Here is a 22,036-nt window from a genome sequence, read left to right as displayed (position 1 = left end):
GGGGAGCACAATGACAATCGCCGACGTACGGACGGACATGGTCCTTGTTCGCACCACGCAGTCCGCGATCATCCAGGCGCCGATCGACAAGGTCAACGTCGCTGACTGGTTGCTGAACTTGCCTGACGCGGAATATCAGCGCTGCGCTCCGCCGGATCACATCGCCGCGGGATCGACGACGACCGATGACGGGCGGCCCATGTCGATCAATGTTGAGGAGGTCGGTGGCAGCCTGGTGGTCCAGCACTACGTGGCTGAGGTCCACGAGGCCCACCACTGCCACATGGTGTCGCTTAGTGATCTGCAAACACCGGTGGGCTGGACCAAAATTCAGGTGATCTGGGATCTCAGCGTGACCGCGCTGGACGCGGAAACCTGCCAGTTCACCAACTTGGTGATCAGCTATCCCACCCGGGCCTTCCTCGACGCACTCGCGGCGGCGGGCCAGACCTTCGAACAGACCGCAGCGGTTTTACAAGAAGCCGTCACTGACCACAACCGACGCGAGACTCCGCTGTTCGCCGCCAGCATCGAGCGCAAATCGCTGAGCGCCACAACGGTTTAACCTGATGCCGGAGAGTGCCTTCGATTTCATCGTGATCGGTGCGGGCAGTGCCGGGTGTGTACTCGCTAACCGGCTCAGCGCCGACGGGTCTGCCCGGGTGCTGTTGCTGGAGGCCGGCGGCGGCGACTCGGCACCGGAGGTACACATCCCAGCCTTGTTCGGCATGCTGTTCGGTACCGGGATGGACTGGGCCTATCGCAGCGTGCTGCAGGCCGGCACGGGCAGTCGGGTTGCCGTGCCGCGGGGCCGGATGTTGGGTGGCTGCTCGTCGTTGAATGCCATGGTCTACAACCGTGGGAACCCGAGCGATTACAACGGTTGGCGCAGCGAGCATGGTGCCACCGGCTGGGGTTACGACGAGGTGCTGCCCTATTTCCTGCGCGCCGAGTGCAATGCCCGGCTGGGTTCGCCCCTGCACGGTGTCGACGGTCCTATGCACGTGCAGGACCCCGTGTATGTGCACAGCCTCAACGAGCTCTGGGTGGCGTCCGCAGTTGCCGGGGGCCTGCCCATCAACGACGACTTCAACGGTCCACACCAGATCGGCGCCGGCCCTTTCCAGCTCACCCAACACCACGGCAGGCGCTGGTCGGCGGCCGATGGCTACTTACGCCCCGCGTTGGCCCGCCCAAATCTCACCGTGTGTACCGGCGCGCTGGTCCACCGCGTGCTGCTGGAAGGCGGGCGCGCGGTCGGCGTGCGCTACGAGCAGGGCGGCCAGCAGCTGACCTCCCGGACCGAGGGAGAGGTACTGCTGTGCGGCGGATCGATCAACTCTCCGCAACTGTTGATGCTCTCCGGTATCGGACCCGCGCAGCACCTGCGCGCCCACGACATCGAGGTCGCGGTGGATCTGTCCGGGGTGGGTGCCAATCTGCACGACCACCCGACGCTGCCAATAATCTGGAGCACCCGCAACGCCACCGACGTTCTGGCCCTGGCGCTGGACCCAAGAGCACGTGATCAGTTTGACGCGGGCGACCCTGGCCCGCTGAACTCCGCGCTGTGCGACGTCGGGGCCTTCTTCTCCACCACCGCTGACCCCGCGGTACCGAACATCGAAATCCACACGGGGCCCACGGCATTCGCCGACGGTCTGGCCCCGCCCCCGACGCCGTCGTTCACCGGGACCGTCTCGCTGCTCGACCCGGCCAGCCGAGGCACGGTGCGCCTGAATTCGGCCGACCCCACCCACGCTCCGCTGATCGACCTCGGCCTCTATCGCGAGGCGGGCGACTTCGTCTCGCTTCTCGCCGGCGCGCGCGCATTCATCGAGATGAGCACCACCGGCCCACTCGGCGCGCATCTGCACACGATGTTCTACCCGACCCAAGACCGCCCGGACAGCGCCGAGTTCGCGGCGGCCGCCCGGGTCCACACCCAGACGATGTATCACCCGGTAGGCACCTGCGCGATGGGCACCGGTGAACGCGCCGTGGTCGACCCCCTGTTGCGGGTGCGCGGTGTCGACGGTCTGCGGGTCGTCGACGCCTCGGTAATGCCAGTCGTGGTGCGCGGCAACACCAACGCCCCGACCATCATGATCGCCGAGAAGGCGGCTGATATGGTTCGCGGCGCCCGCGTCTAAGACTGCGTCATCGATTCGCGCAGTCGGACAATCACGTCTGCACAGATGATCAATCGCCCGCGGTAGCTGCTTCCTAGTCTGGCTGTCAGGATGCCGATCCGGCTGTCCGGACGCCAAAGGGAAGAGAAGACCATGGGCGATGCGCAAGAAGTTGAGTTCGATGCAGAAGGGGTGACGCTGCGTGGGCTGTTCTTCTCCGCCGCGGATGTACAGGGGCCTGCGCCGTGCATCGTGATGGCGCACGGATTGGGCGGCGAGGTGGCCCACTTCATCGCCGATTTCGCGGAAGTGTTCGCCGACGCGGGGCTGGCAGCGCTCGTCTATGACCATCGCAGCTGGGGTCGCTCCGACGCGGCGCCGGGGATGCCGCGCAACGAGACCGATCCTTGGCAGCAGATCCGGGACTATCAGCACGCCATCACCTACGTGCAGGACCGGCAAGAAGTCGACCCGGATCGGGTGGGCGCCTGGGGCACCAGTCTGTCGGCGGGCCATGTCATGGTGCTGGGTGCGATTGATCGGCGACTCAAGGCCGTGGCCTGTCAGGTGCCGTTCGTGAGTGGCCTGTTGCAGCTGCAGAATCTGGTCCGGGCGGATCTGCAGCCCCAGATTTGGGCGGCGTTTCACGGCGATCGCCGCGGCCGGGCGCGCGGCGAGGCGGCGGCGATGTTGCCGGTGGTCGACCAAAACCCGATGGCGAACGTGGTTCTCCCGAGTGCCGACGCGTACGAGTACTTTTACGGATCCGACGGGGCGATCAAGCGAGACCCTGGTTTTGCCAACCAGATGACCCTGCGCAGCATCGAGTACGTCCTTGGCTATGAACCGGGCCGGTACGTGCCGAACATCTCGCCGACTCCGTTCTTGATGGTGGTGCCGACCCACGATGTGGTGACTCCGAGCGCCGCAGCGCTGCAGGTGTTTGAGACCGCCGCTCAGCCCAAGAAGCTGGTGATCATTCCCGGCGGTCACTTCGATGCCTATCGTGGCCCATCGTCAAAGCTGGCCAAGGCGGCCGCGCGCGACTTCTTCATCGAGCACCTGGGCGTCGGGCGCGATCCCGAATCTGCTGCGCCCGCAGCCGATCTCGCTGAGCTGTCGGCCGGCTGATCACCCCTGCCTAAGCCGACGAACCCGCTCGCAGCGTCTGCAGCGCCTTGTCGGCGTGGGTGTCCATGCTGAACTCGCTGGAAATCACGTCGAGCACCTTGCGATCGGTGTTGATGACGAATGTCGTGCGCTTGACCGGCATCAATTTGCCCAGCAGGCCGCGCTTGACGCCGAACTGAGTGGCGACCGTGCCCTCGTTGTCCGACAGCAGCGGGTAGTCGAACTTCTCCTTCTCGGCGAACTTGGCCTGCTTTTGCACGGCATCGGTGCTGATACCGACGCGGTTGGCGCCGACCGCGGCGAATTCGGCGGCCAGGTCCCGGAAGTGGCACGCCTCCTTGGTGCAACCGGGGGTCATGGCGGCGGGGTAGAAGAACAGGACCACCGGGCCGTCGGCAAGCAGGGCACTGAGCTTGCGCGGCGTTCCGGTCTGATCGGGAAGTTCGAAGTCGGCCACGGTGTCACCAGTTTTCATGGCCGTCAGGCTACGCCCGGGCTGGACAACCCCATCTGCGAGGATGGTTTGGTGCACCCACACCTCGCCGACACGACCTCACGGGAGGAATTTCGCCTGCTTGCGGCCGGGCACCGCGTTGTTCCGGTGACCCGGAAGGTGTTGGCCGACAGCGAGACGCCGCTCTCGGCATACCGCAAGCTCGCCGCGAATCGACCCGGCACTTTCCTGCTGGAGTCCGCCGAGAACGGCCGGTCGTGGTCGCGATGGTCGTTCATCGGGGCGGGAGCGCCCTCGGCGTTGACTGTGCGCGACGGCGAAGCGGTGTGGCTGGGCGCGGTTCCGCAGGATGCGCCCACCGGCGGCGACCCACTGGAGGCGCTGCAGGCCACCCTTGAGCTGCTGGCCACCGCGGCGGTGCCAGGGCTTCCGCCGCTGTCGGGGGGCCTGGTGGGGTTCTTCGCCTACGACATGGTGCGGCGCCTGGAACGCCTGCCCGAAAGGGCCGTCGACGATCTGAATCTGCCGGACATGCTGATGCTGCTAGCCACAGACGTGGCGGCGGTCGACCATCACGAGGGCACGATCACGCTGGTCGCCAACGCCGTGAACTGGAACGGCACCGACGAGCGGGTCGACGAGGCCTACGACGACGCCGTCGCGCGCCTGAACGTGATGACCGAGGCGCTGGGCCAGCCGTTGTCGTCGACGGTTGCCACCTTCAGCAGGCCCGAGCCCCGATACCGGGCGCAGCGCACTGTCGAGGAGTACGGGAAGATCGTCGATTACCTCGTCGACCAGATCGCGGCCGGCGAAGCCTTCCAGGTGGTGCCCTCGCAGCGCTTCGAGATGGACACCGACGTCGACCCGTTCGAGGTGTACCGGATTCTGCGGGTCACCAACCCGAGCCCCTATATGTATCTGCTGCATGTGCCGAATAGCGCTGGCGCGACTGACTTTTCGATCGTCGGCTCCAGCCCGGAGGCGCTCGTCACGGTCGTCGACGGCCGGGCGAGGACGCATCCGATCGCCGGTACGCGGTGGCGCGGGCAGAACGAGGAAGAAGACCAGCTGCTGGAAAAGGAGCTGTTGGAGGACGACAAAGAACGTGCCGAGCATTTGATGCTGGTCGACCTGGGCCGCAACGACCTCGGCCGGGTCTGCACGCCGGGCACTGTTCGCGTCGAGGACTACAGCCACATCGAGCGCTATAGCCACGTCATGCACCTGGTGTCCACGGTCACGGGCGTCCTCGGCGAGGGCCGCACCGCGTTGGATGCGGTGACGGCGTGTTTCCCGGCTGGGACGCTGTCCGGCGCACCCAAGGTGCGGGCCATGGAGCTGATCGAAGAGGTGGAGAAGACGCGCCGCGGCGTGTACGGCGGCGTGCTCGGATACCTCGACTTCGCCGGCAACGCCGACTTCGCGATCGCCATTCGCACCGCGCTGATGCGCAATGGCACCGCATACGTCCAGGCGGGCGGCGGGGTGGTGGCCGACTCCAACGGCCCCTACGAGCACACCGAGGCGACCAACAAGGCGCGCGCGGTGCTGAATGCGATCGCCGCCGCCGAGACGCTCACGGCCCCGGACGCACCCCGCAATGGCTGATGCCCGGCCGGGCCGGCGAGCCCGGCTGACGATCGGTATAGCCCAGCTCCTGCTGGTCATCGCCGCGGCCGCGCTGTGGACGGCGTCGCGGCTGCCGTGGGTCGTCGTCCGGTCGTTCGACGGGCTGGGACCGCCCAAGGACGTGACCCTGTCCGGCGGGTCGTGGTCGACTGCCTTGCTGCCGTCGGCGCTGCTCATGCTGGCCACGGCCGTCGCTGCGCTCGCGGTGCGCGGCTGGGCGCTGCGGACGCTGGCGGGGCTGCTGGCCGTGGTCAGCCTGGCGATCGCCTACGTGGGCGTCAGCCTGTGGGTGGTGCCGGACGTGGCGGCGCGCGGGGCCGACCTCGCCCATATTTCCCTGGTGACGCTGGTGGGAAGCGACCGGCGCTACTGGGGAGCGGGGTTCGCGGTGGTCGCCGCGGTGTGCACGCTGATCGCCGCTGTCCTGTTGATGCGGTCCGCGACATCCGCTCGCGGCGGGGCGAGAAAATATTCCGCTCCGGCGACCCGCCGCTCAATTGCGCGACGCACGGGCGCCGAGGGGGCGATGCTGGAGGAGCCGGGGGCGCCAGAGATTTCGGAGCGGATGATCTGGGACGCACTCGATGAGGGGCACGACCCGACCGATCGGCCCCGCGAGTCTGACACCGAGGGTCGGTGACGGGCCGCGAGCCGACAGTCGCTACCCTTCATTGACGTCGTCGAAATCGGCTCGGAACCGGTTAGGTGACCGTGAGTGCCAGTGGTGAAGGGAAACGACAGCTATGAGTCCGGCGACTGTCCTTGACTCCATCCTCGAGGGAGTCCGGGCCGATGTTGCTGCGCGCGAAGCCCGTATCAGCCTGACCGAGATCAAAGCAGCCGCCGCGGCGGCGCCGCCACCGCTCGACGTGATGGCCGCCCTGCGCGAGCCCGGGATCGGCGTCATCGCCGAGGTCAAACGCGCCAGTCCATCGGCGGGTTCGTTAGCGCCCATTGCCGATCCGGCCAAGCTGGCTCAGGCATATGAAGATGGCGGCGCCCGGATCATCAGTGTCTTGACCGAGGAGCGACGCTTTCAAGGCTCTCTCGACGACCTGGACGCTGTTCGGGCCGCCGTCTCGATTCCGGTCTTGCGCAAAGACTTTGTGGTGCAGCCCTATCAGATTCATGAGGCGCGTGCGCACGGCGCCGACATGTTGCTGCTGATCGTCGCCGCCTTGGAGCAGTCGGCGCTGGCCGCGATGCTCGACCGCACAGAATCACTTGGCATGACAGCGCTTGTTGAGGTGCACACCGAGCAAGAGGCCGACCGGGCGCTGAAGGCCGGGGCTCACGTCATCGGGGTCAATGCTCGTGATCTCGCGACGCTGCACGTGGATCGGGATTGCTTCGCGCGAATCGCTCCCGGGCTGCCCAGCAACGTGATCAGGATCGCCGAGTCCGGCGTTCGTGGCACCGGAGACCTGTTGGCCTACGCCGGTGCCGGCGCTGACGCCGTTCTCGTCGGTGAGGGTTTGGTCAAAAGTGGTGACCCTCGTGCTGCCGTTGCCGATCTGGTGACCGCCGGCACTCATCCGTCCTGTCCGAAACCGGCTCGTTAGTCTTGGAAGAGTTACTCAAGAGTCCCTGCGTTGAAGCGTTGAACCCCATGAGCTATCCCCGCGTTGAGACTTGGTGATGGTAGAGATAGCTCGCCCCGCCCTTCCGCTAACCAGCGAGGCCCTCGCAGAACCCACGCGGCACGAACCGGACCCGGGTGGGCATTTCGGCGTCTACGGTGGCCGATACGTCGCCGAGGCATTGATGGCGGTGATCGAAGAAGTGACCGCCGCCTATGAAAAGGAACGCGTCAATCCAGAGTTCCTGGACCTTTTGGACGACTTGCAGGCCAATTACGCGGGGCGGCCATCGCCGCTGTACGAGGCCACTCGCCTGAGCGAGCACGCCGGTAAAGCACGCATCTTTCTCAAGCGAGAAGACCTGAACCACACCGGTTCTCATAAGATCAACAACGTGCTCGGTCAGGCGTTGCTGGCCAAGAGAATGGGCAAGACCCGGGTGATCGCCGAGACCGGCGCCGGGCAGCACGGCGTGGCCACCGCCACCGCGTGTGCACTGCTCGGCCTGGAGTGCGTGATCTACATGGGCGCTGTCGACACGGCACGTCAAGCGCTCAACGTGGCGCGGATGCGACTGCTGGGCTCCGAGGTCGTCTCGGTAGACGCGGGTTCGCAGACACTCAAGGACGCCATCAACGAGGCGTTCCGGGATTGGGTGACCAATGCGGACAACACGTACTACTGCTTCGGCACCGCGGCCGGGCCGCACCCGTTCCCGACGATGGTGCGTGACTTCCAGCGCATCATCGGGCTGGAGACGCGTGTCCAGATCCAGGCCCAGGCGGGCCGGCTGCCCGACGCCGTCACGGCCTGCGTCGGCGGCGGATCCAATGCCATCGGAATCTTCCACCCCTTCATCGACGACCCCGGCGTGCGGCTGGTCGGCTACGAGGCGGCGGGCGACGGCGTCGAGACCGGCAGGCATGCAGCGACGTTCACCGGCGGTTCGCCCGGGGCTTTCCAGGGGTCATTCTCCTATCTGCTGCAGGACGAAGACGGCCAGACGATCGAGTCCCATTCGATTTCAGCGGGTTTGGATTACCCGGGAGTGGGCCCGGAGCATGCGTGGCTCAGAGACACCGGGCGCGCCGAATACCGGCCGATCACCGACGCCGAGGCGATGGACGCGTTTGGGCTGCTGTGCCGCACCGAAGGCATCATTCCGGCCATCGAATCCGCGCACGCGGTCGCCGGCGCCCTCAAGCTGGGCAATGAATTGGGCAGCGGCGCAGTCATTGTGGTGAATCTTTCCGGCCGGGGGGACAAGGACGTCGAGACAGCCGCGAAATGGTTCGGCCTATTCGACGGTCAGGACGAGGGATGACGGTGGAGCAAAGCCAGGCAAGCAGGCTGGCACCGCTTTTCGATTCATGCCGGGCGGAAAACCGCGCCGCGCTCATCGGTTATCTGCCCACTGGCTATCCCGATGTGCGGACTTCGCTGGACGCGATGATCGCTCTGGTCGAATCGGGTTGCGACCTCATCGAAGTCGGCGTGCCGTATTCCGATCCCGGGATGGACGGTCCGACGATCGCCAGGGCCACGGAGGCCGCGCTGCGCGAGGGGGTGCGAGTCCGCGACACGTTGGCCGCGGTCGAGGCGATCAGTCTGGCCGGCGGTCGTGCGGTGGTCATGACGTATTGGAACCCGGTGCTGCGCTACGGGATTGATGCGTTCGCGCGGGACTTGGCATCCGCAGGTGGGCACGGATTGATCACTCCGGACCTCATCCCCGACGAAGCTCACGACTGGATGGCCGCGTCCGAGGAACATCAGCTGGATCGCATCTTCCTGGTGGCACCCTCGTCGACACCGCAGCGACTGGTGACCACGGTCGAGGCGTCGCGCGGATTCGTCTACGCCGCGTCGACGATGGGCGTGACCGGGGCACGTGACGCGGTGTCGAACGCCGCAGCCGAATTGGTCAGCAGGGTCAAGGCGGTGTCCGACATCCCTGTTGGCGTGGGCCTCGGCGTGCGATCGCGAGAGCAGGCCGCGGAGATCGGGGGCTACGCCGACGGTGTCATTGTCGGTTCCGCATTGGTGTCGGCACTCGCCGACGGTCTCCCTAGCCTGCGTGCCCTGACCCAGGAATTGGCCGAAGGTGTGCGAGTGTCGACATCATGACGATGTTGCCCACGTATTTCCCTAGCCCGCCGCAGGGTGTCTGGCACCTTGGGCCGTTGCCGATTCGCGCCTATGCGTTGTTCATCATCACCGGGATCGTGGTCGCGCTGATGATTGGCGACCGGCGCTGGGTAGCTCGCGGTGGACAGCGCGGGGTGATTTATGACATCGCGTTATGGGTGGTGCCGTTCGGTTTGATTGGCGGCAGGCTCTATCACCTGGCCACCGATTGGCGGACATATTGGGGCCCGAGCGGTGCCGGGCTGGGCGCGGCGTTCCGAATCTGGGACGGCGGGTTGGGCATCTGGGGCGCGGTCGCGCTCGGCGTGCTCGGAGCCTGGATCGGTTGCCGGCGGCACGGAATTCCGCTACCGGCCTTCATCGACGCGGTTGCCCCGGGAATCATCTTGGCGCAGGCCATCGGTCGGCTCGGGAACTACTTCAATCAGGAGCTCTACGGCCGGGAAACCACGGTGCCGTGGGGCCTGGAGATCTTCTACCGCCGCGATCCCACGGGATACATCGACCCGCATTCGCTCGACGGAATCTCGACCGGGCAACTCGCGGTCGTCGTGCAACCGACGTTTTTGTATGAATTGATTTGGAACGTCCTGGTTTTCGTCATCCTGATCTACATCGATCGGCGGTACGCGATCGGTCACGGACGGCTCTTTGCGGCGTATGTCGCGCTCTACTGCGTTGGGCGCTTCTGGGTTGAGCTGCTGCGTGACGACACCGCCACACACATCGCCGGTGTCCGGATCAACTCGTTTACATCGACTTTCGTGTTCATCGGTGCCGTGGTTTACATCATTTTGGCGCCGAAGGGTCGCGAGGATCCCGAAAGTCTGCGGGGCAACGATGACGTTGCCGACGAATCGGCGGAATCTGGGCCAGAACTAGAGCCGGCCGACAAACTAGCGAGCGTCGCTGCGGCTTCCGCGGCGACGACGGCGACCGCAGCCAGTGCGGGCGACGACGGCAAGCAACCGAAGGCCGAGGCGGTCGAGGCACCAGCCGAGGAGCCGGAAGTCGAAGAGGCGAAGGCCGAGGAGCCGGAGGCCGTAGAGCCTGAGGCTGAAGAGGCGAAGGCCGAGGAGCCGGAGGCCGTAGAGCCTGAGGTTGAAGAGGCGAAGCCCGAGGCTGAGGAGTCGGTGGCCGAAGAGGCGAAGACCGAAGAGCCTGAAGTTGTAGAGCCTGAGCCTGAGCCTGAGCCGGAGGAACCGGCGGCCGACGAGCCCGAGGAGCCCGAGGCTGAGGAGCCGGAGGCCAAAGCGCCGGAGCCTGAAGAGCCCGAGGCGGACGAGCCAGTAGCCGAAGAACCGGAAGCCAAAGAACTGGAAGCCAAAGAACTGGAAGCCGAGCCCGAGACTGCGGAACCAGAGACTGAGGTCAACGAAGCGGAAGAAACCGCCGACGAAGCCGAGGAGAGCGAGCCGGAATCAGCCGCCGCTGTCGAGACCAAATCCGACGAACCCGCAGCTGAGAAGGCGACAGACGAGCCGCTGGCCGGCGGGGACGCGAAGGAAACTCGTAGGCGCTGGCCGCTTCGGCTGAGGAGTCGGGGTTCGGGCCGCTAGCGAGCCGACATGCCCTGATTATTGAAGCTGGGGTCCGCCCAGTCGATCTGGCATGCTGAAAACGTGACCGATCCGTCGTGGAGCGATGCCCCAGACTCAGGCGCACAATCACCGCAGCCATCGGGATATCCGCCGCCCTACCCGCCGCCATACCCGGGGCCCGGCGCGTCGTACGACTCGGTCGCACCCTATGGCCGTCACCCGGTGACGGGGCTGCCGTATTCGGACAAGTCGAAGACCGTCGCGGGTCTATTACAGCTGCTCAGCCTGGTTGGCATTGGCGGTCTCGGCCGCTTCTACATCGGCGATGTCGGATTGGGTGTCGCACAACTGCTCGTGGGCCTGCTCACCTGCGGAGTCGGGCTGATCTGGAGCATCGTCGACGCTCTCCTCATCCTGACCGACAAGGTCAACGACCCACAGGGTCGCCCACTGCGTTATGGGACTTAACGCGGTCTCCCGCACGTCGGGAGATCAGTGTCAGCACGGCGTGCAATGTCACCGCCGCTACATCGCAGCCGGTACCGGCGTGCTGCTGGCCGGAGCCCTCGGGTATGTCGGACTCGTCGACCCGCACAACACGAATTCGGCCTACCCGCAGTGCCCGTTCAAGTGGCTCACCGGCTGGGACTGCCCCTTCTGTGGCGGCCTTCGGATGACACATGACCTGCTGCATGGCCACCTGGTATCCAGCATCAACGACAACGTATTCCTGTTGGTCGGTCTCCCGCTCTTGGCCGGTTGGCTGCTGATGCGGCGACAGCAGGGCCGGCGATCGCTGCCGATACCCGCGGTGATTACGCTCACTGTCACCGCGATCGCGTGGACGGTGCTGCGTAATCTGCCTGGCTTTCCGCTGGTTCCGGCGATTCTCAGCGGATAGTCGGGCGTGGGCGTGGCGGCCCCTCGCGTGATTTCCCGACGGCTCGCTGTGTGGCCACCTTCAAGTCACCCCGATAACCAACAGCGCGACTAAGGTGGTTAGACGTGAGTAGACGCGGGAAGATCGTCTGCACCCTTGGCCCTGCAACCCAATCGGATGAGCTGATTCTGGCGCTGGTCGAGGCCGGAATGGACGTCGCCCGATTGAATTTCAGTCACGGCGACTACGCCGACCACAAAGCCGCCTATGAGCGGGTGCGCGCCGCCTCGGATACCACCGGGCGCGCCGTTGGTGTGCTCGCCGACCTGCAGGGCCCGAAGATCCGGCTCGGGCGTTTCGCCACGGGGTCCACCTATTGGGCCGACGGGGAAACCATCCGGATCACCGTCGATGACTGCGAAGGGACCCACGACCGGGTTTCGACCACCTACAAAAGATTGGCCCAGGACGCCGTCGCCGGTGACCGGGTTCTGGTCGACGACGGCAACGTCGGGCTGGTGGTCGCCGGCATCGATGGCAACGACGTCATCTGCACTGTCACCGAAGGTGGCCCGGTCAGCAACAACAAAGGCATGTCGCTACCCGGGATGAACGTGACCGCACCGCCCTTGTCGGACAAAGACATTGACGATCTCACCTTCGCGCTGGATCTCGGTGTCGACCTGGTCGCGCTGTCCTTCGTGCGCTCGCCGTCGGAGGTCGAGCTGGTCCACGAGATCATGGATCGGATCGGCCGGCGGGTGCCGGTGATCGCCAAGCTGGAGAAGCCGGAAGCCGTCGACAATCTCGAAGCGATCGTGCTGGCCTTCGACGCCATCATGGTGGCGCGTGGCGACCTGGGCGTCGAGCTGCCGCTGGAAGAGGTTCCGCTGGTGCAGAAGCGGGCCATCCAGATGGCCCGGGAGAACGCGAAACCCGTCATCGTGGCAACCCAGATGCTCGAGTCGATGATCGAGAATTCGCGGCCGACCCGCGCCGAGGCTTCCGATGTCGCCAACGCCGTGCTCGACGGCGCCGATGCGGTGATGTTGTCCGGCGAAACGTCGGTGGGAAAGTACCCGCTGGCAGCCGTCCGCACCATGGCCCGCATCATCTGTGCGGTTGAGGACAATTCCACCGCCGCACCGCCGCTGACCCATGTGCCGCGCACCAAGCGTGGCGTGATCTCCTATGCCGCCCGCGACATCGGCGAGCGGCTGGACGCCAAGGCGCTTGTCGCCTTCACCCAGTCCGGAGACACGGTGAAGCGGCTGGCGCGGCTGCACACTCCGCTGCCGCTGCTCGCGTTCACCGCGTGGCCCGAAGTTCGCAGCCAGCTGGCCATGACCTGGGGGACCGAGACATTCATCGTTCCGATCATGGAATCCACCGACGAGATGATCCGTCAGGCCGACAAATCACTGATCGACCTGGGCCGTTACAAGCGGGGTGACCTGGTGGTGATCGTCGCCGGCGCCCCACCTGGCACAGTAGGGTCAACCAACCTGATCCACGTGCACCGCATCGGGGAGGACGACCTCTAACGCGCAAGGAGAGCCCGTGCCGGCCGGCTTCGAGACTGACCGAGAGCCGAATACCGACTTCGACGAACTGCTGGCAGCGCTGGACCTCAATCGCCTCGATGACGACCTGTTCCTGGGATCTCACCCCCGCAAGAACCCGATGCGGACCTTCGGTGGGCAACTCATGGCGCAATCGTTCGTCGCCAGTAGCCGCACCCTGATCCGGGACAACCTGCCGCCCAGCGCCCTTTCGGTGCATTTCATCAACGGCGGTGACACCGCCAAGGACATCGAATTTCACGTGTGCCGGTTACGCGACGAACGGCGCTTCGCCAACCGGCGCGTCGACGCCGTACAGGACGGCGTGCTGTTGTCCTCGGCGATGATCTCGTACATGTCCGGTGGCCCCGGCCTCGAGCACGCCGTTGAGGCGCCGCCGGTGGCCCCGCCCCACACGCAGCCGTCGATCGGGGAGTTGCTGCGTGGCTACGAGGAGCGAGTGCCGCACTTCGTCAACGCGCTGCAGCCGATCGAATGGCGCTACACCAACGACCCGGCTTGGGTCATGCGCGACAAAGGTGAACGGCTGCCGCACAACCGGGTCTGGATGAAGGCTTTGGGCGTGGTGCCCGACGACCCGGTGCTGCACACCGCGACGATGGTGTACTCCTCGGACACCACGGTGCTGGATTCGGTCATCACCACCCACGGGCTGTCGTGGGGGTTCGACCGCATTTTCGCGGCGTCTGCCAATCATTCCGTGTGGTTTCACCGGCAGGTCGACTTCAACGACTGGATGTTGTATTCGACGACGTCACCGGTGGCCGCCGATTCCCGCGGGCTGGGCACCGGCCATTTCTTCGATGGCGCAGGGCAACTCGTCGCGACCGTGGTGCAGGAAGGCGTGCTGAAATACTTTCCGCCTGCTGCCCGATAGCGGTTATCGAATAGTTACCGGACGGCCGTCCGATTTCGGCTGTGCCGGGCCGTAATCCGGCGTAAATTCGAAGAGCCGGGTATTCGATGGGACAAGCGGCGCGCAAGCCGCCCAGCTGACAGTCAGCCCATCGGGAGGTGAAGCATGAAAGGCCCGTCGGCCGACCTCCTGCCGAAGCTCCGCGCGCGCGAACGTGTTGTGATGCATGTCGATTCGCTCGCGGCGCGCTGTATCGGCGCCACGGCTCTGCTCTGCGCGGCGTGCTGGCTGGTCGCGATCCTCGCCCATCACCGCTCTGCGCCGCAATGGCAGTACGCCGATCGGCTGAGTTGGTCTTTGACGGTCCTGGCCGCTGTGGCGTTGATCGCTCGCGGCATTTTCCTGGGCCGCCCGGTGACGACCATGCATGCGGGAGTGGCCGCCCTATCGGTGTTGGCCGGGCTGGGCTCGCATGTGCTGGGGTTCGACCTGTTCGGTGATCTACTGATCGCCGGATCGGGATTGGTCTTGATGTGGTCGACGTCGTCGCATCCACGATCCGAAGATCTGCGCCGGGCATGGGCTTTGATCAACGTCACCAGCGATGACCCGCTGGCACCGTTTGCGATGCAAACGGGCAAGAGCTACCACTTCAGCGTCGCCGGTACGGCGGCGCTGGCCTACCGGACGCGGATGGGATTTGCGGTGGTCGGCGGCGACCCGATCGGTGAGGAGGCGCACTTCCCCGGGCTGGTCGCCGGCTTCGCCGCGATGTGTCATGCCCACGGCTGGCGCATCGCGGTGGTCGGTTGCAGCCAGCGCCGGCTCCAGCTGTGGAATGACCCAGCGGTGCTCCGACAATCTCTGCGTGCGGTGCCGATCGGCCGCGACGTCGTCGTCGACGTGTCCGGCTTCGACATGATGGGACGCAAGTTTCGCAACCTGCGTCAGGCGGTGCAGCGCACGCACAATGCCGGCATCACAACGGAAATCGTGACGGAGCAGGAACTCAACGACACGTTGTCGGCCGAGCTGACTGCTGTCGTCCACGCGTCACCGAGCGGGGCCCACACCGATCGCGGGTTCTACATGAACCTCGATGGCGTGCTCGAGGGCCGATTCCCCGGGATACAGCTGATCATCGCGCGGGACGCCGACGGACAGGTCCAGGGCTTCCATCGATACGCGACGGCCGGGGGTGGCAGCGACATCAGCCTCGACGTGCCGTGGCGTCGACGCGGTGCTCCTAACGGGATCGACGAGCGGCTCAGCGTCGACATGATCATGGCTAGTAAAGATGCGGGGGCACAACGGTTATCGCTTTCGTTCGCGGCCTTCCCGGAGATCTTCGACGACAAGAATCCCGGCTGGGTCGAGCGGGTGTTCTACCGGTTGATCCATTTGCTCGATCCGTTGATTGCGCTCGAGTCGTTGTACCGGTACGTGCACAAGTTTCATGCGTTGGACGCTCGGCGCTATGCGCTGGTATCGCTGACTCAGCTGGCTCCGCTGGTATTCGCATTGCTCACACTGGAATTCATGCCACGACGGCGCCACCTCTGAGCGTCGTTACCCGATGTGCAGTTCAGGGCAGCGGACGCCCGGTGGCATGTGGTGAGTAGCCACCACCACCGTCCGCTGGGCGGTCAACAGGCCGGAGGCCGGGGCCAACAGGTCCGTCAAAATTCTTTCGGCGTCGAACGTGTCGAGGTGCTCGGTGGGCTCGTCGAGCAGCACGATCCGGGCCGGTGAAATCACCACCCGGGCCAGCAGCAACCGCCTGCGCTGACCCGCCGAGACCGCGTGCGCACCGCCCGTCAGCACCGTCGACAGACCGTCGGGCAAACCCGCGAGCCAATCGCCGAGTCCGACCGCGTCCAGTGCTGCCACCAGTTCGTCGTCTTCGCAGTCACCGCGGGCGACCAGTAGATTGTCGCGGACGGTGGTGGCAAAGACGTGTGCGTCCTCGGCGAAGAAGCTGACGGCGCTGTGCAATTGATGTTCATCGAACTGGCTCATGTCGGTACCGTTCAGCAGCACGTGGCCGTGTAGCGGGGGCATCAGTCCGGCAAGCGTCATCAGCAGCGTCGTCTTGCCGGAGCCGCTGGCGCCGGTGACGGCCAGCCGCGCGCCCGGCGCGAGGTCGAGAGTCACCTGATGGGAGTGCGCCTGCGCGTGACCGGCACACACGTCCGCAGACAACCGGGCGGTGCCGATCGGAGTCGGTGCCGGCGTTGCGGATTCAGCCGTCTGGACCTCTGGTGCCAGGTCGAGCAGACGGCCCGCGGCGATGCGTGAGCGCGTCAACTGGATGGCGGCGGCCGGCAGGGGAGTCATCGCCTCGAAGGCCGACAGTGGCAACAACATCAGGACCGCCAGCGTGGTGGGGGCGACCCCGGAGGCTAGCCCGATCCCGGCCACCACAGCGCCGAGCACACTGACGCCGATGGCGGCGGTGGGCATAGCCTCGGCCAGAGCGGCCGGTCTGGCGGCCGCGTCCAGCGCATCGCTCCAATTGAGTTGGCGGCGGTGCGATTCGGCGATGACATCGGGAAGGGCGCCGGCCACGCGAAGCTCGGGAGCGTGTTCCAGGGCGATCATTGCCGCTGTGTCACGATCGGAATGATGTTGACGGGCAATCTCTTCCTGAGTTGCCGCGGCCCTGCCGGCCAGCCGGGGCGCCACCACGCCGGTGATGACCAGACAGATCGCCAGTACCGCGCCGGCCGCCGGCGAAATGGCCGCGACGGCGACGGTCGCCGCCACCGCCAACACCGCCGCGACGCCGATCGGTATCAGGGCGCGTACCAGTACGTCGGCCAACTCGTCGACGTCGGCACCCACCCGTGCCACCAGCTCACCGCTGTGCAGCCGGACGGCCACCGCGGCCGGTCCGTGGGCCAGCCGGCGGTAGATCTCCGCGCGAGCAACGCCGGCCGCACGCAGTGCGGTGTCGTGAGTGGCCAGTCGCTCGCAGTAGTGCAGCACGCCCCGCGAGATCGCGAACATGCGCACCGCGACAACCGCTACCGACAGGTCGAGGATGGGTGGCATCTGCCAGGCCCGCGTGATCAGCCACGCCGACACTCCGGCCAGGGCCAGGGCGCTGCCCAGCGACAGCACTCCCAACGCGATGGCCGCCAGGATGCGGGGCAACCGGGGGCGCAACAGGCTGGATGCGACCAGCAGGGCTGTTTGGCGGCGACCCGCCGCACCCGGCGTCACCGGGCTTGCGATCGCCGCGAGATCAGACGGGCGCACATCGCACCTCGGCGTCCGAAACCACCTCGATGACGTGGTCCCCGATTGCCACGACCGGCTGCCGGTGGCCGACGACCACGACGGTCGCCCCCGCGCGAGCCCGCTCGACAATGGCCCGCAGCACCCGTTGTTCGGTGTCGGCGTCCAGGTGTGCGGTGGGTTCATCGAGCAGCAGCACCGGAGCCGACGACGCGAACGCCCGGGCCAGACCCAGCCGTTGTCGCTGTCCCAGTGACAGCCCGACGCCGCCGCTCCCGAGGGCGGTGTCCAGCCCGTCCGGCAGATCGGCCAGCGCCGCATCGAATCCAGAGGCAGCGCAAGCGCTTCCAATATCGTCCAGCTCGCCAAGCAAGCGCAGATTGTCGCCGACGGTACCCGGGACGAGTACGGGGCGTTGCGGCAGCCAGGACAGCTGTGCCCACCAGGCAGTCTGGTCCAGCTCGGTGACGTCAACTCCGTCGATGGTGACCCGGCCGGACGACGGCATGGTGAGTCCGGCGATGGCCTGCAGCGTCGTGGTCTTGCCGGCGCCGTTTCGGCCCGTCAGCACCGTCACGCGACCCGGTGGGATCACCGCGCTCAACTGGCTCGGTGCATTGCCGTCTCGCCCGGCGACGCTGAGCTTTTCCAGGCGGATCTCCGCGCCGTGCGCGCTCACCGTCCGGTTGCCCGCCGCCACGGCCGAGGGCTCGCCGATCAACGCGAATGCCTTGTCGGCCGCGGTTCTACCGTCTTGGGCGGCATGGAATTCCACTCCGATGCGGCGCAGCGGCCAGTACACGTCCGGGGCCAGCAGCAGCACCGTCAATCCGGTGGTCAGGCTCATCTCACCGAACACCAGGCGCAGTCCGATACCGACCGCGATCAGCGCGACACCCAACGTGGCCAGCAATTCCAGCACCAGCGCCGTCAAGAACGCGATCCGCAATGTCGCGATCGCCGAGCGTCGATGGGCGGCAGCGAGTTCGGCGATCCTGTGTTCGGGACCCGAGGCGCGGCCCAGTGCCCGCAAGGTGGGGATCCCGGCAATCAGGTCCAGCAGCCGGCCCTGCAGCGTCGTCATGGCGGCCAGCGCGGCCGCTGAGCGGTCGGCTGTTGCCAGCCCGATCAGCACCATGAAAATCGGTATCAGCGGCAGCGTGATCACCACGATCGCCGTCGATTTCAGGTCATAGAGGGCGATGACAGCCACGCTCGCCGGAGTCAGAATCGCGGCGAGCAGCAACGTGGGTATGTAGCCGGTGAAATAGGGGCGCAACCCGTCGAGACCGCGGGTTACCACGACCGCTGCCGCATCCCGTTGCGTGGCCAGTTCATGGGGTTGCCGGGCGGTGACCGCCGCCAGTACCTGGCCATTGAGATCGGCGATCACCGCGCTGGCACCGCGCTGACCCAGGCGCGACTGCAGCCAATGCGTCACGGTGCGGACGACCCACAGCACCAACAGGATTGACAGCGGCCCCAGCCAGCCGTGCAGGCCTCGGGCCGAGGGATCGGCGATGACCCGCGCGACGATCCCCGCCAGCACGATGGCCGACCCGATCGCGCAGCCGGAGATCACCACTCCGCAGCTCACCGTGGCGACCAGGTAGCGACGCAAGGCGGTCGATGCCCGCCACAGACGTGGGTCCAGGGGCGCCCGGGAATTCCGTGTGCTCAGGACGGACGCCTCGGCAGGCCGATCGGCGGTGGTATCCGATCAGTTGAGATCCGTTGCCGGAATACCCAATACGTCCACGCCTGGTACACGACCGTCAACGGGGCAAAGAATGCGGTCACCCAGGTCATGATCTTGAGCGTGTAGGGCGTCGACGACGCGTTGTAGATCGTCAGGCTCCATTGCTTGTTCAGCGTCGAGGGCACCAAGTTGGGGTAGAGCACCCCGAACAACAGCATCACCACAGCCGCAACCACCAGCGCCGTGCAGGCGAACGCCCAGCCGTCGGAGGCGCGCCGCCACACCAACGCCACCGCGGCAAGCTGTGCGACGACCGCCACCGCGAGCACCAGCCAGGTCCAGCTCTTGCCGTGCGCCAGCTGCGTCCAAAGCCCAAAGGCGGCAACCAGTCCCGTGACCGGCAGCGACAGCCACACCGCGAAGCGGTGCGCATCGTCTCGGATCGTGCCGGCAGTCTTCAACGCGACGAACACCGCGCCGTAGAGCAAAAACAGCCCGGCCGTGGCCAAGCCGCCCAGCAGCGTGTAGGCGTTGAGCACATCGCCGATCGAGAGATGGATGTGACCGTTGGCGTCCACCGGTAGACCGCGCACCAGGACGGCGAACGCCACACCCCACAGCACCGCGGGCAACCAGGACCCGGCCGCAATCCCGAAATCGGCAAGGGCACGCCACTTTGTGTCGTCGATCTTGCCGCGCCATTCGATGGCCACGGCACGCACGATCATGCCGAACAGAATTGCCAACAGCGGTAGGTAGAGCGTCGAGAACACCGTTGCGTACCAGCCGGGAAACGCCGCGAACATCCCCGCGCCGGCGGTGATCAGCCAGACTTCGTTGCCGTCCCACACCGGGCCGATGGTGTTCAGCGCGGTGCGCCGTTGGGTTTCGGGATCGGCGTCACCTGAACGGCTTAGGTGAGCGAACGGCTCCATCAGCATGCCCACGCCGAAGTCGAAGCCCTCCAGGATGAAGAAGCCAAGGAACAACGCCGCGATGACACCGAACCACAACTCTTGCAATGCCATTGGTCAGCTCCTTCCCGGTCGGTCTGCGTGTCAGTAGGCGAACGACAGCGGTGCCACCTCGTCATCGCCGGGTGCTTTCGGCGGTGCGGGTTCGGCGTCGTGTTCCAACGGCCCCTCGGCGACATAGCGCTTGAGCAGGAAGAACCAGATGACCGCGAGTACCGCGTAGACGACGGTGAACGTCACCAGCGAGGTAATGACCATGCCGGGCGCGTGATCCGACACACCTTGGCTGACGGTCAGCCGAACCTGTTGATCGCCGGTCGGGTTCGGCACGACAAGCCACGGCTGCCGCCCCATTTCGGTGAACACCCAGCCCGCGCTGTTCGCCAGGAACGGAGTGGGAATAGTCAGCAGCGCAAACCACGAGAACCACGGCCGGGTGGGGGTGCGACCGCCGCGGGTGAGCCACAAGGTGGCAAGGGCGAACAGCACCGGAATCGCCATCAGCCCGATCATCATACGAAACGACCAGTAGGTGACGAACAGGTTGGGCCGGTAGTCATTTGGCCCGAATCTGTGTTCATAGTCCTGCTGGATATTGCGCACGCCCTGCAAGGTCACATCGCTGAATCGGCTCTCGGCGAGGAACGGCAGGACATAGGGCACCTCGATGACGCGGGTGACGCTGTCACAGTTGTTGTGGGTGCCGATCGTCAGGATGGAGAAGTCCGGATCTGTCTCGGTGTCGCACAATGATTCCGCCGACGCCATTTTCATCGGCTGTTGCTGGAACATCAGCTTGCCTTGTTGGTCGCCGGTGAAGAACAGCCCGGCAGTGGCCAGCAGCGCTACCCAACACCCCAGCATCGCCGCCGGGCGAAACACCGTGGCGAGGCCCAAATCGGAATTCTTATTCGACCGGACCAGCCACCAGGCGCTGACCGCGGCGACGAAGGTGCCCGCCGTCAACAGCGAACCCGTCACCGCGTGTGAAAAGGCCGCTCGCGCAGTGGGATTGCTGAGCAACGCCATGATGCTGTCCAACTCCGCGCGCCGCGTCGCCGGGTTGTAATGCGCGCCGACCGGATGCTGCATGAACGAATTCGCCGAGATGATGAAGAACGCGGACACATTGACCGTGATCGCGACGACCCACATGCAGGCCAGGTGCACCAACCGCGGCAGCCTGCTCCAGCCGAAGATCCACAACCCGAGGAAGGTGGATTCGAAGAAGAAGGCGGCTAGGCCTTCCATTGCGAGCGGGGCGCCGAAGATGTCACCGACGAACCGCGAGTACTCGCTCCAGTTCATCCCGAACTGGAATTCCTGCACGATGCCGGTTGCCACCCCGATCGCGAAGTTGATCAGGAACAGCTTGCCGAAGAACTTGGTCAGGCGATACCAGCCCGTGTTGCCGGTGGCCACCCACATGGTCTGCATGATCGCGACCAGGGGAGCCAGGCCGATGGTGAGCGGCACAAAGATGAAGTGGTAGACGGTGGTAATACCGAACTGCCACCGCGATATGTCGACGACATTCATCTGTCATCTCCCGTGATTGCAACGTTCTACGACGCAGTGTAGTAGCTAAACGAGGCTGGCGCCATCCCCGAGTTCTTTAGAGGCTTTGCGGATCCCGAAGGACGCAACGATCTCGAAGATGCCGATGACAGCCAGCCACACGCCGACGACGAGCGCCAGGGTCACGATCGAGGCGAACGGCGATGCCAGCACGACGATGCCGGCGAGCAGAGTGATCGCGCCGAGGAAAATCGACCATCCGCGTCCCGGCAGCGTGGGATCGCTGACCGCGGAAACCGTTGTGGCCACGCCACGGAAGACGAATCCGATGCCAATCCAGATGGCCAGCAACAGCACGGCGTATCCCTGACCGAAATGACGAAATGCCAGCACGGCCAGGATCAACGACGCCGCGCCGCTGATGAACAACAGAACGCGGCTGCCCGCCGAGACATGCAGGCTCAAGGCGAACACAACTTGGGCGACACCGGTGATCAGCAGATAGACACCGAAGGCGATCGCGGCGGCCAGGACCGATATTCCCGGCCACGACAACACAAGGACGCCGACGATCAGCGTCAGAATTCCCGATACCAGCGTGGATTTCCACAGATGCGGCAACATGCCTGGAACAGGGGTGGGTTGCATGGCCTCACTGTGACACAACG

19 protein-coding genes and 1 pseudogene are annotated in these 22,036 nt (G+C 65.7%); 14 read left to right on the top strand and 6 right to left on the bottom strand.

Annotation, left to right across the window (positions count from 1 at the left end; all coding sequences use genetic code 11):
• Positions 1 to 10 precede the first annotated feature (10 nt).
• The 3 genes from ACTXG5_RS20990 (at position 11) to ACTXG5_RS20980 (ending at position 3,263) form a co-directional block, all read left to right on the top strand.
• Positions 11 to 565 carry a hypothetical protein gene (locus ACTXG5_RS20990; RefSeq protein WP_445160622.1) on the top strand — a complete coding sequence of 185 codons (555 nt, stop codon included), beginning with the start codon at positions 11 to 13 and terminating at the stop codon, positions 563 to 565.
• Between the two features lie 4 nt (positions 566 to 569).
• A complete protein-coding gene (locus tag ACTXG5_RS20985; RefSeq protein WP_445160621.1) occupies positions 570 to 2,153 on the top strand; it encodes a GMC family oxidoreductase in 1,584 nt (527 codons plus the stop codon).
• 90 nt (positions 2,154 to 2,243) lie between these two features.
• Positions 2,244 to 3,263 (top strand): alpha/beta hydrolase, encoded by a 1,020-nt coding sequence (locus ACTXG5_RS20980; RefSeq protein WP_445160620.1) that lies wholly within the window; start codon positions 2,244 to 2,246, stop codon positions 3,261 to 3,263.
• 10 nt (positions 3,264 to 3,273) lie between these two features.
• Here the strand turns inward: ACTXG5_RS20980 and ACTXG5_RS20975 are convergent, their stop codons facing one another.
• Positions 3,274 to 3,738 (bottom strand): peroxiredoxin, encoded by a 465-nt coding sequence (locus ACTXG5_RS20975; protein WP_445160619.1) that lies wholly within the window; start codon positions 3,736 to 3,738, stop codon positions 3,274 to 3,276.
• A 51-nt stretch (positions 3,739 to 3,789) separates the two neighbouring features.
• Here ACTXG5_RS20975 and ACTXG5_RS20970 point away from each other — a divergent pair, with 51 nt between their 5' ends.
• The 11 genes from ACTXG5_RS20970 to ACTXG5_RS20920 all read left to right on the top strand — a co-directional run bounded on the left by ACTXG5_RS20970 (position 3,790) and on the right by ACTXG5_RS20920 (position 15,500).
• Positions 3,790 to 5,328 (top strand): anthranilate synthase component I, encoded by a 1,539-nt coding sequence (locus ACTXG5_RS20970; protein ID WP_445160618.1) that lies wholly within the window; start codon positions 3,790 to 3,792, stop codon positions 5,326 to 5,328.
• Entirely contained in the window at positions 5,321 to 5,989 is a 669-nt protein-coding gene (locus ACTXG5_RS20965; RefSeq protein WP_445160617.1) for a TIGR02234 family membrane protein, read from the top strand. Before ACTXG5_RS20970 ends, ACTXG5_RS20965 begins: the two co-directional genes overlap by 8 nt.
• 103 nt (positions 5,990 to 6,092) lie before the next feature.
• Positions 6,093 to 6,911, top strand: coding sequence for an indole-3-glycerol phosphate synthase TrpC (trpC, locus tag ACTXG5_RS20960; RefSeq protein WP_445160616.1), 819 nt, complete (start codon positions 6,093 to 6,095; stop codon positions 6,909 to 6,911).
• 76 nt (positions 6,912 to 6,987) lie between these two features.
• A complete protein-coding gene (gene trpB / locus ACTXG5_RS20955; protein ID WP_445160615.1) occupies positions 6,988 to 8,253 on the top strand; it encodes a tryptophan synthase subunit beta in 1,266 nt (421 codons plus the stop codon).
• Positions 8,250 to 9,056 carry a tryptophan synthase subunit alpha gene (gene trpA / locus ACTXG5_RS20950; RefSeq protein ID WP_445160614.1) on the top strand — a complete coding sequence of 269 codons (807 nt, stop codon included), beginning with the start codon at positions 8,250 to 8,252 and terminating at the stop codon, positions 9,054 to 9,056. Before trpB ends, trpA begins: the two co-directional genes overlap by 4 nt.
• Complete coding sequence (locus ACTXG5_RS20945; protein ID WP_445160613.1) at positions 9,053 to 10,636, top strand: prolipoprotein diacylglyceryl transferase; 1,584 nt, start codon at positions 9,053 to 9,055, stop codon at positions 10,634 to 10,636. Before trpA ends, ACTXG5_RS20945 begins: the two co-directional genes overlap by 4 nt.
• 63 nt (positions 10,637 to 10,699) lie before the next feature.
• The gene (locus tag ACTXG5_RS20940) at positions 10,700 to 11,086 is read left to right on the top strand and encodes a TM2 domain-containing protein (RefSeq protein WP_445160612.1); all 387 of its coding nucleotides are present in this window, start codon (positions 10,700 to 10,702) and stop codon (positions 11,084 to 11,086) included.
• Positions 11,076 to 11,519 carry a DUF2752 domain-containing protein gene (locus tag ACTXG5_RS20935; RefSeq protein ID WP_445160611.1) on the top strand — a complete coding sequence of 148 codons (444 nt, stop codon included), beginning with the start codon at positions 11,076 to 11,078 and terminating at the stop codon, positions 11,517 to 11,519. Before ACTXG5_RS20940 ends, ACTXG5_RS20935 begins: the two co-directional genes overlap by 11 nt.
• 104 nt (positions 11,520 to 11,623) lie before the next feature.
• A complete protein-coding gene (gene pyk / locus ACTXG5_RS20930; protein ID WP_445160610.1) occupies positions 11,624 to 13,042 on the top strand; it encodes a pyruvate kinase in 1,419 nt (472 codons plus the stop codon).
• 16 nt (positions 13,043 to 13,058) lie between these two features.
• Positions 13,059 to 13,958: an acyl-CoA thioesterase II gene (locus tag ACTXG5_RS20925; protein WP_445160609.1), complete on the top strand. Its 900-nt coding sequence runs from the start codon at positions 13,059 to 13,061 to the stop codon at positions 13,956 to 13,958.
• A 144-nt stretch (positions 13,959 to 14,102) separates the two neighbouring features.
• Complete coding sequence (locus ACTXG5_RS20920) at positions 14,103 to 15,500, top strand: bifunctional lysylphosphatidylglycerol flippase/synthetase MprF (protein ID WP_445160608.1); 1,398 nt, start codon at positions 14,103 to 14,105, stop codon at positions 15,498 to 15,500.
• On the opposite strand, the pseudogene cydC reads toward ACTXG5_RS20920, so the two are convergent.
• The 5 genes and pseudogenes from cydC to ACTXG5_RS20895 all read right to left on the bottom strand — a co-directional run bounded on the left by cydC (position 15,434) and on the right by ACTXG5_RS20895 (position 22,016).
• Positions 15,434 to 17,162 (bottom strand): annotated as a pseudogene (gene cydC / locus ACTXG5_RS20915) (thiol reductant ABC exporter subunit CydC). The gene ACTXG5_RS20920 and the pseudogene cydC overlap by 67 nt on opposite strands.
• A gap of 22 nt (positions 17,163 to 17,184) precedes the next feature.
• Complete coding sequence (gene cydD, locus ACTXG5_RS20910) at positions 17,185 to 18,798, bottom strand: thiol reductant ABC exporter subunit CydD (RefSeq protein WP_445160607.1); 1,614 nt, start codon at positions 18,796 to 18,798, stop codon at positions 17,185 to 17,187.
• 56 nt (positions 18,799 to 18,854) lie between these two features.
• Entirely contained in the window at positions 18,855 to 19,904 is a 1,050-nt protein-coding gene (gene cydB / locus ACTXG5_RS20905; protein ID WP_445160606.1) for a cytochrome d ubiquinol oxidase subunit II, read from the bottom strand.
• Between the two features lie 30 nt (positions 19,905 to 19,934).
• Positions 19,935 to 21,389: a cytochrome ubiquinol oxidase subunit I gene (locus ACTXG5_RS20900; protein WP_445160605.1), complete on the bottom strand. Its 1,455-nt coding sequence runs from the start codon at positions 21,387 to 21,389 to the stop codon at positions 19,935 to 19,937.
• A 45-nt stretch (positions 21,390 to 21,434) separates the two neighbouring features.
• The gene (locus ACTXG5_RS20895) at positions 21,435 to 22,016 is read right to left on the bottom strand and encodes an HdeD family acid-resistance protein (protein WP_445160604.1); all 582 of its coding nucleotides are present in this window, start codon (positions 22,014 to 22,016) and stop codon (positions 21,435 to 21,437) included.
• Positions 22,017 to 22,036: the final 20 nt, after the last annotated feature.

Source organism: Mycobacterium sp. Dal123C01 (assembly GCF_052566995.1).
This window is presented reverse-complemented; position numbering and strand designations above follow the sequence as displayed.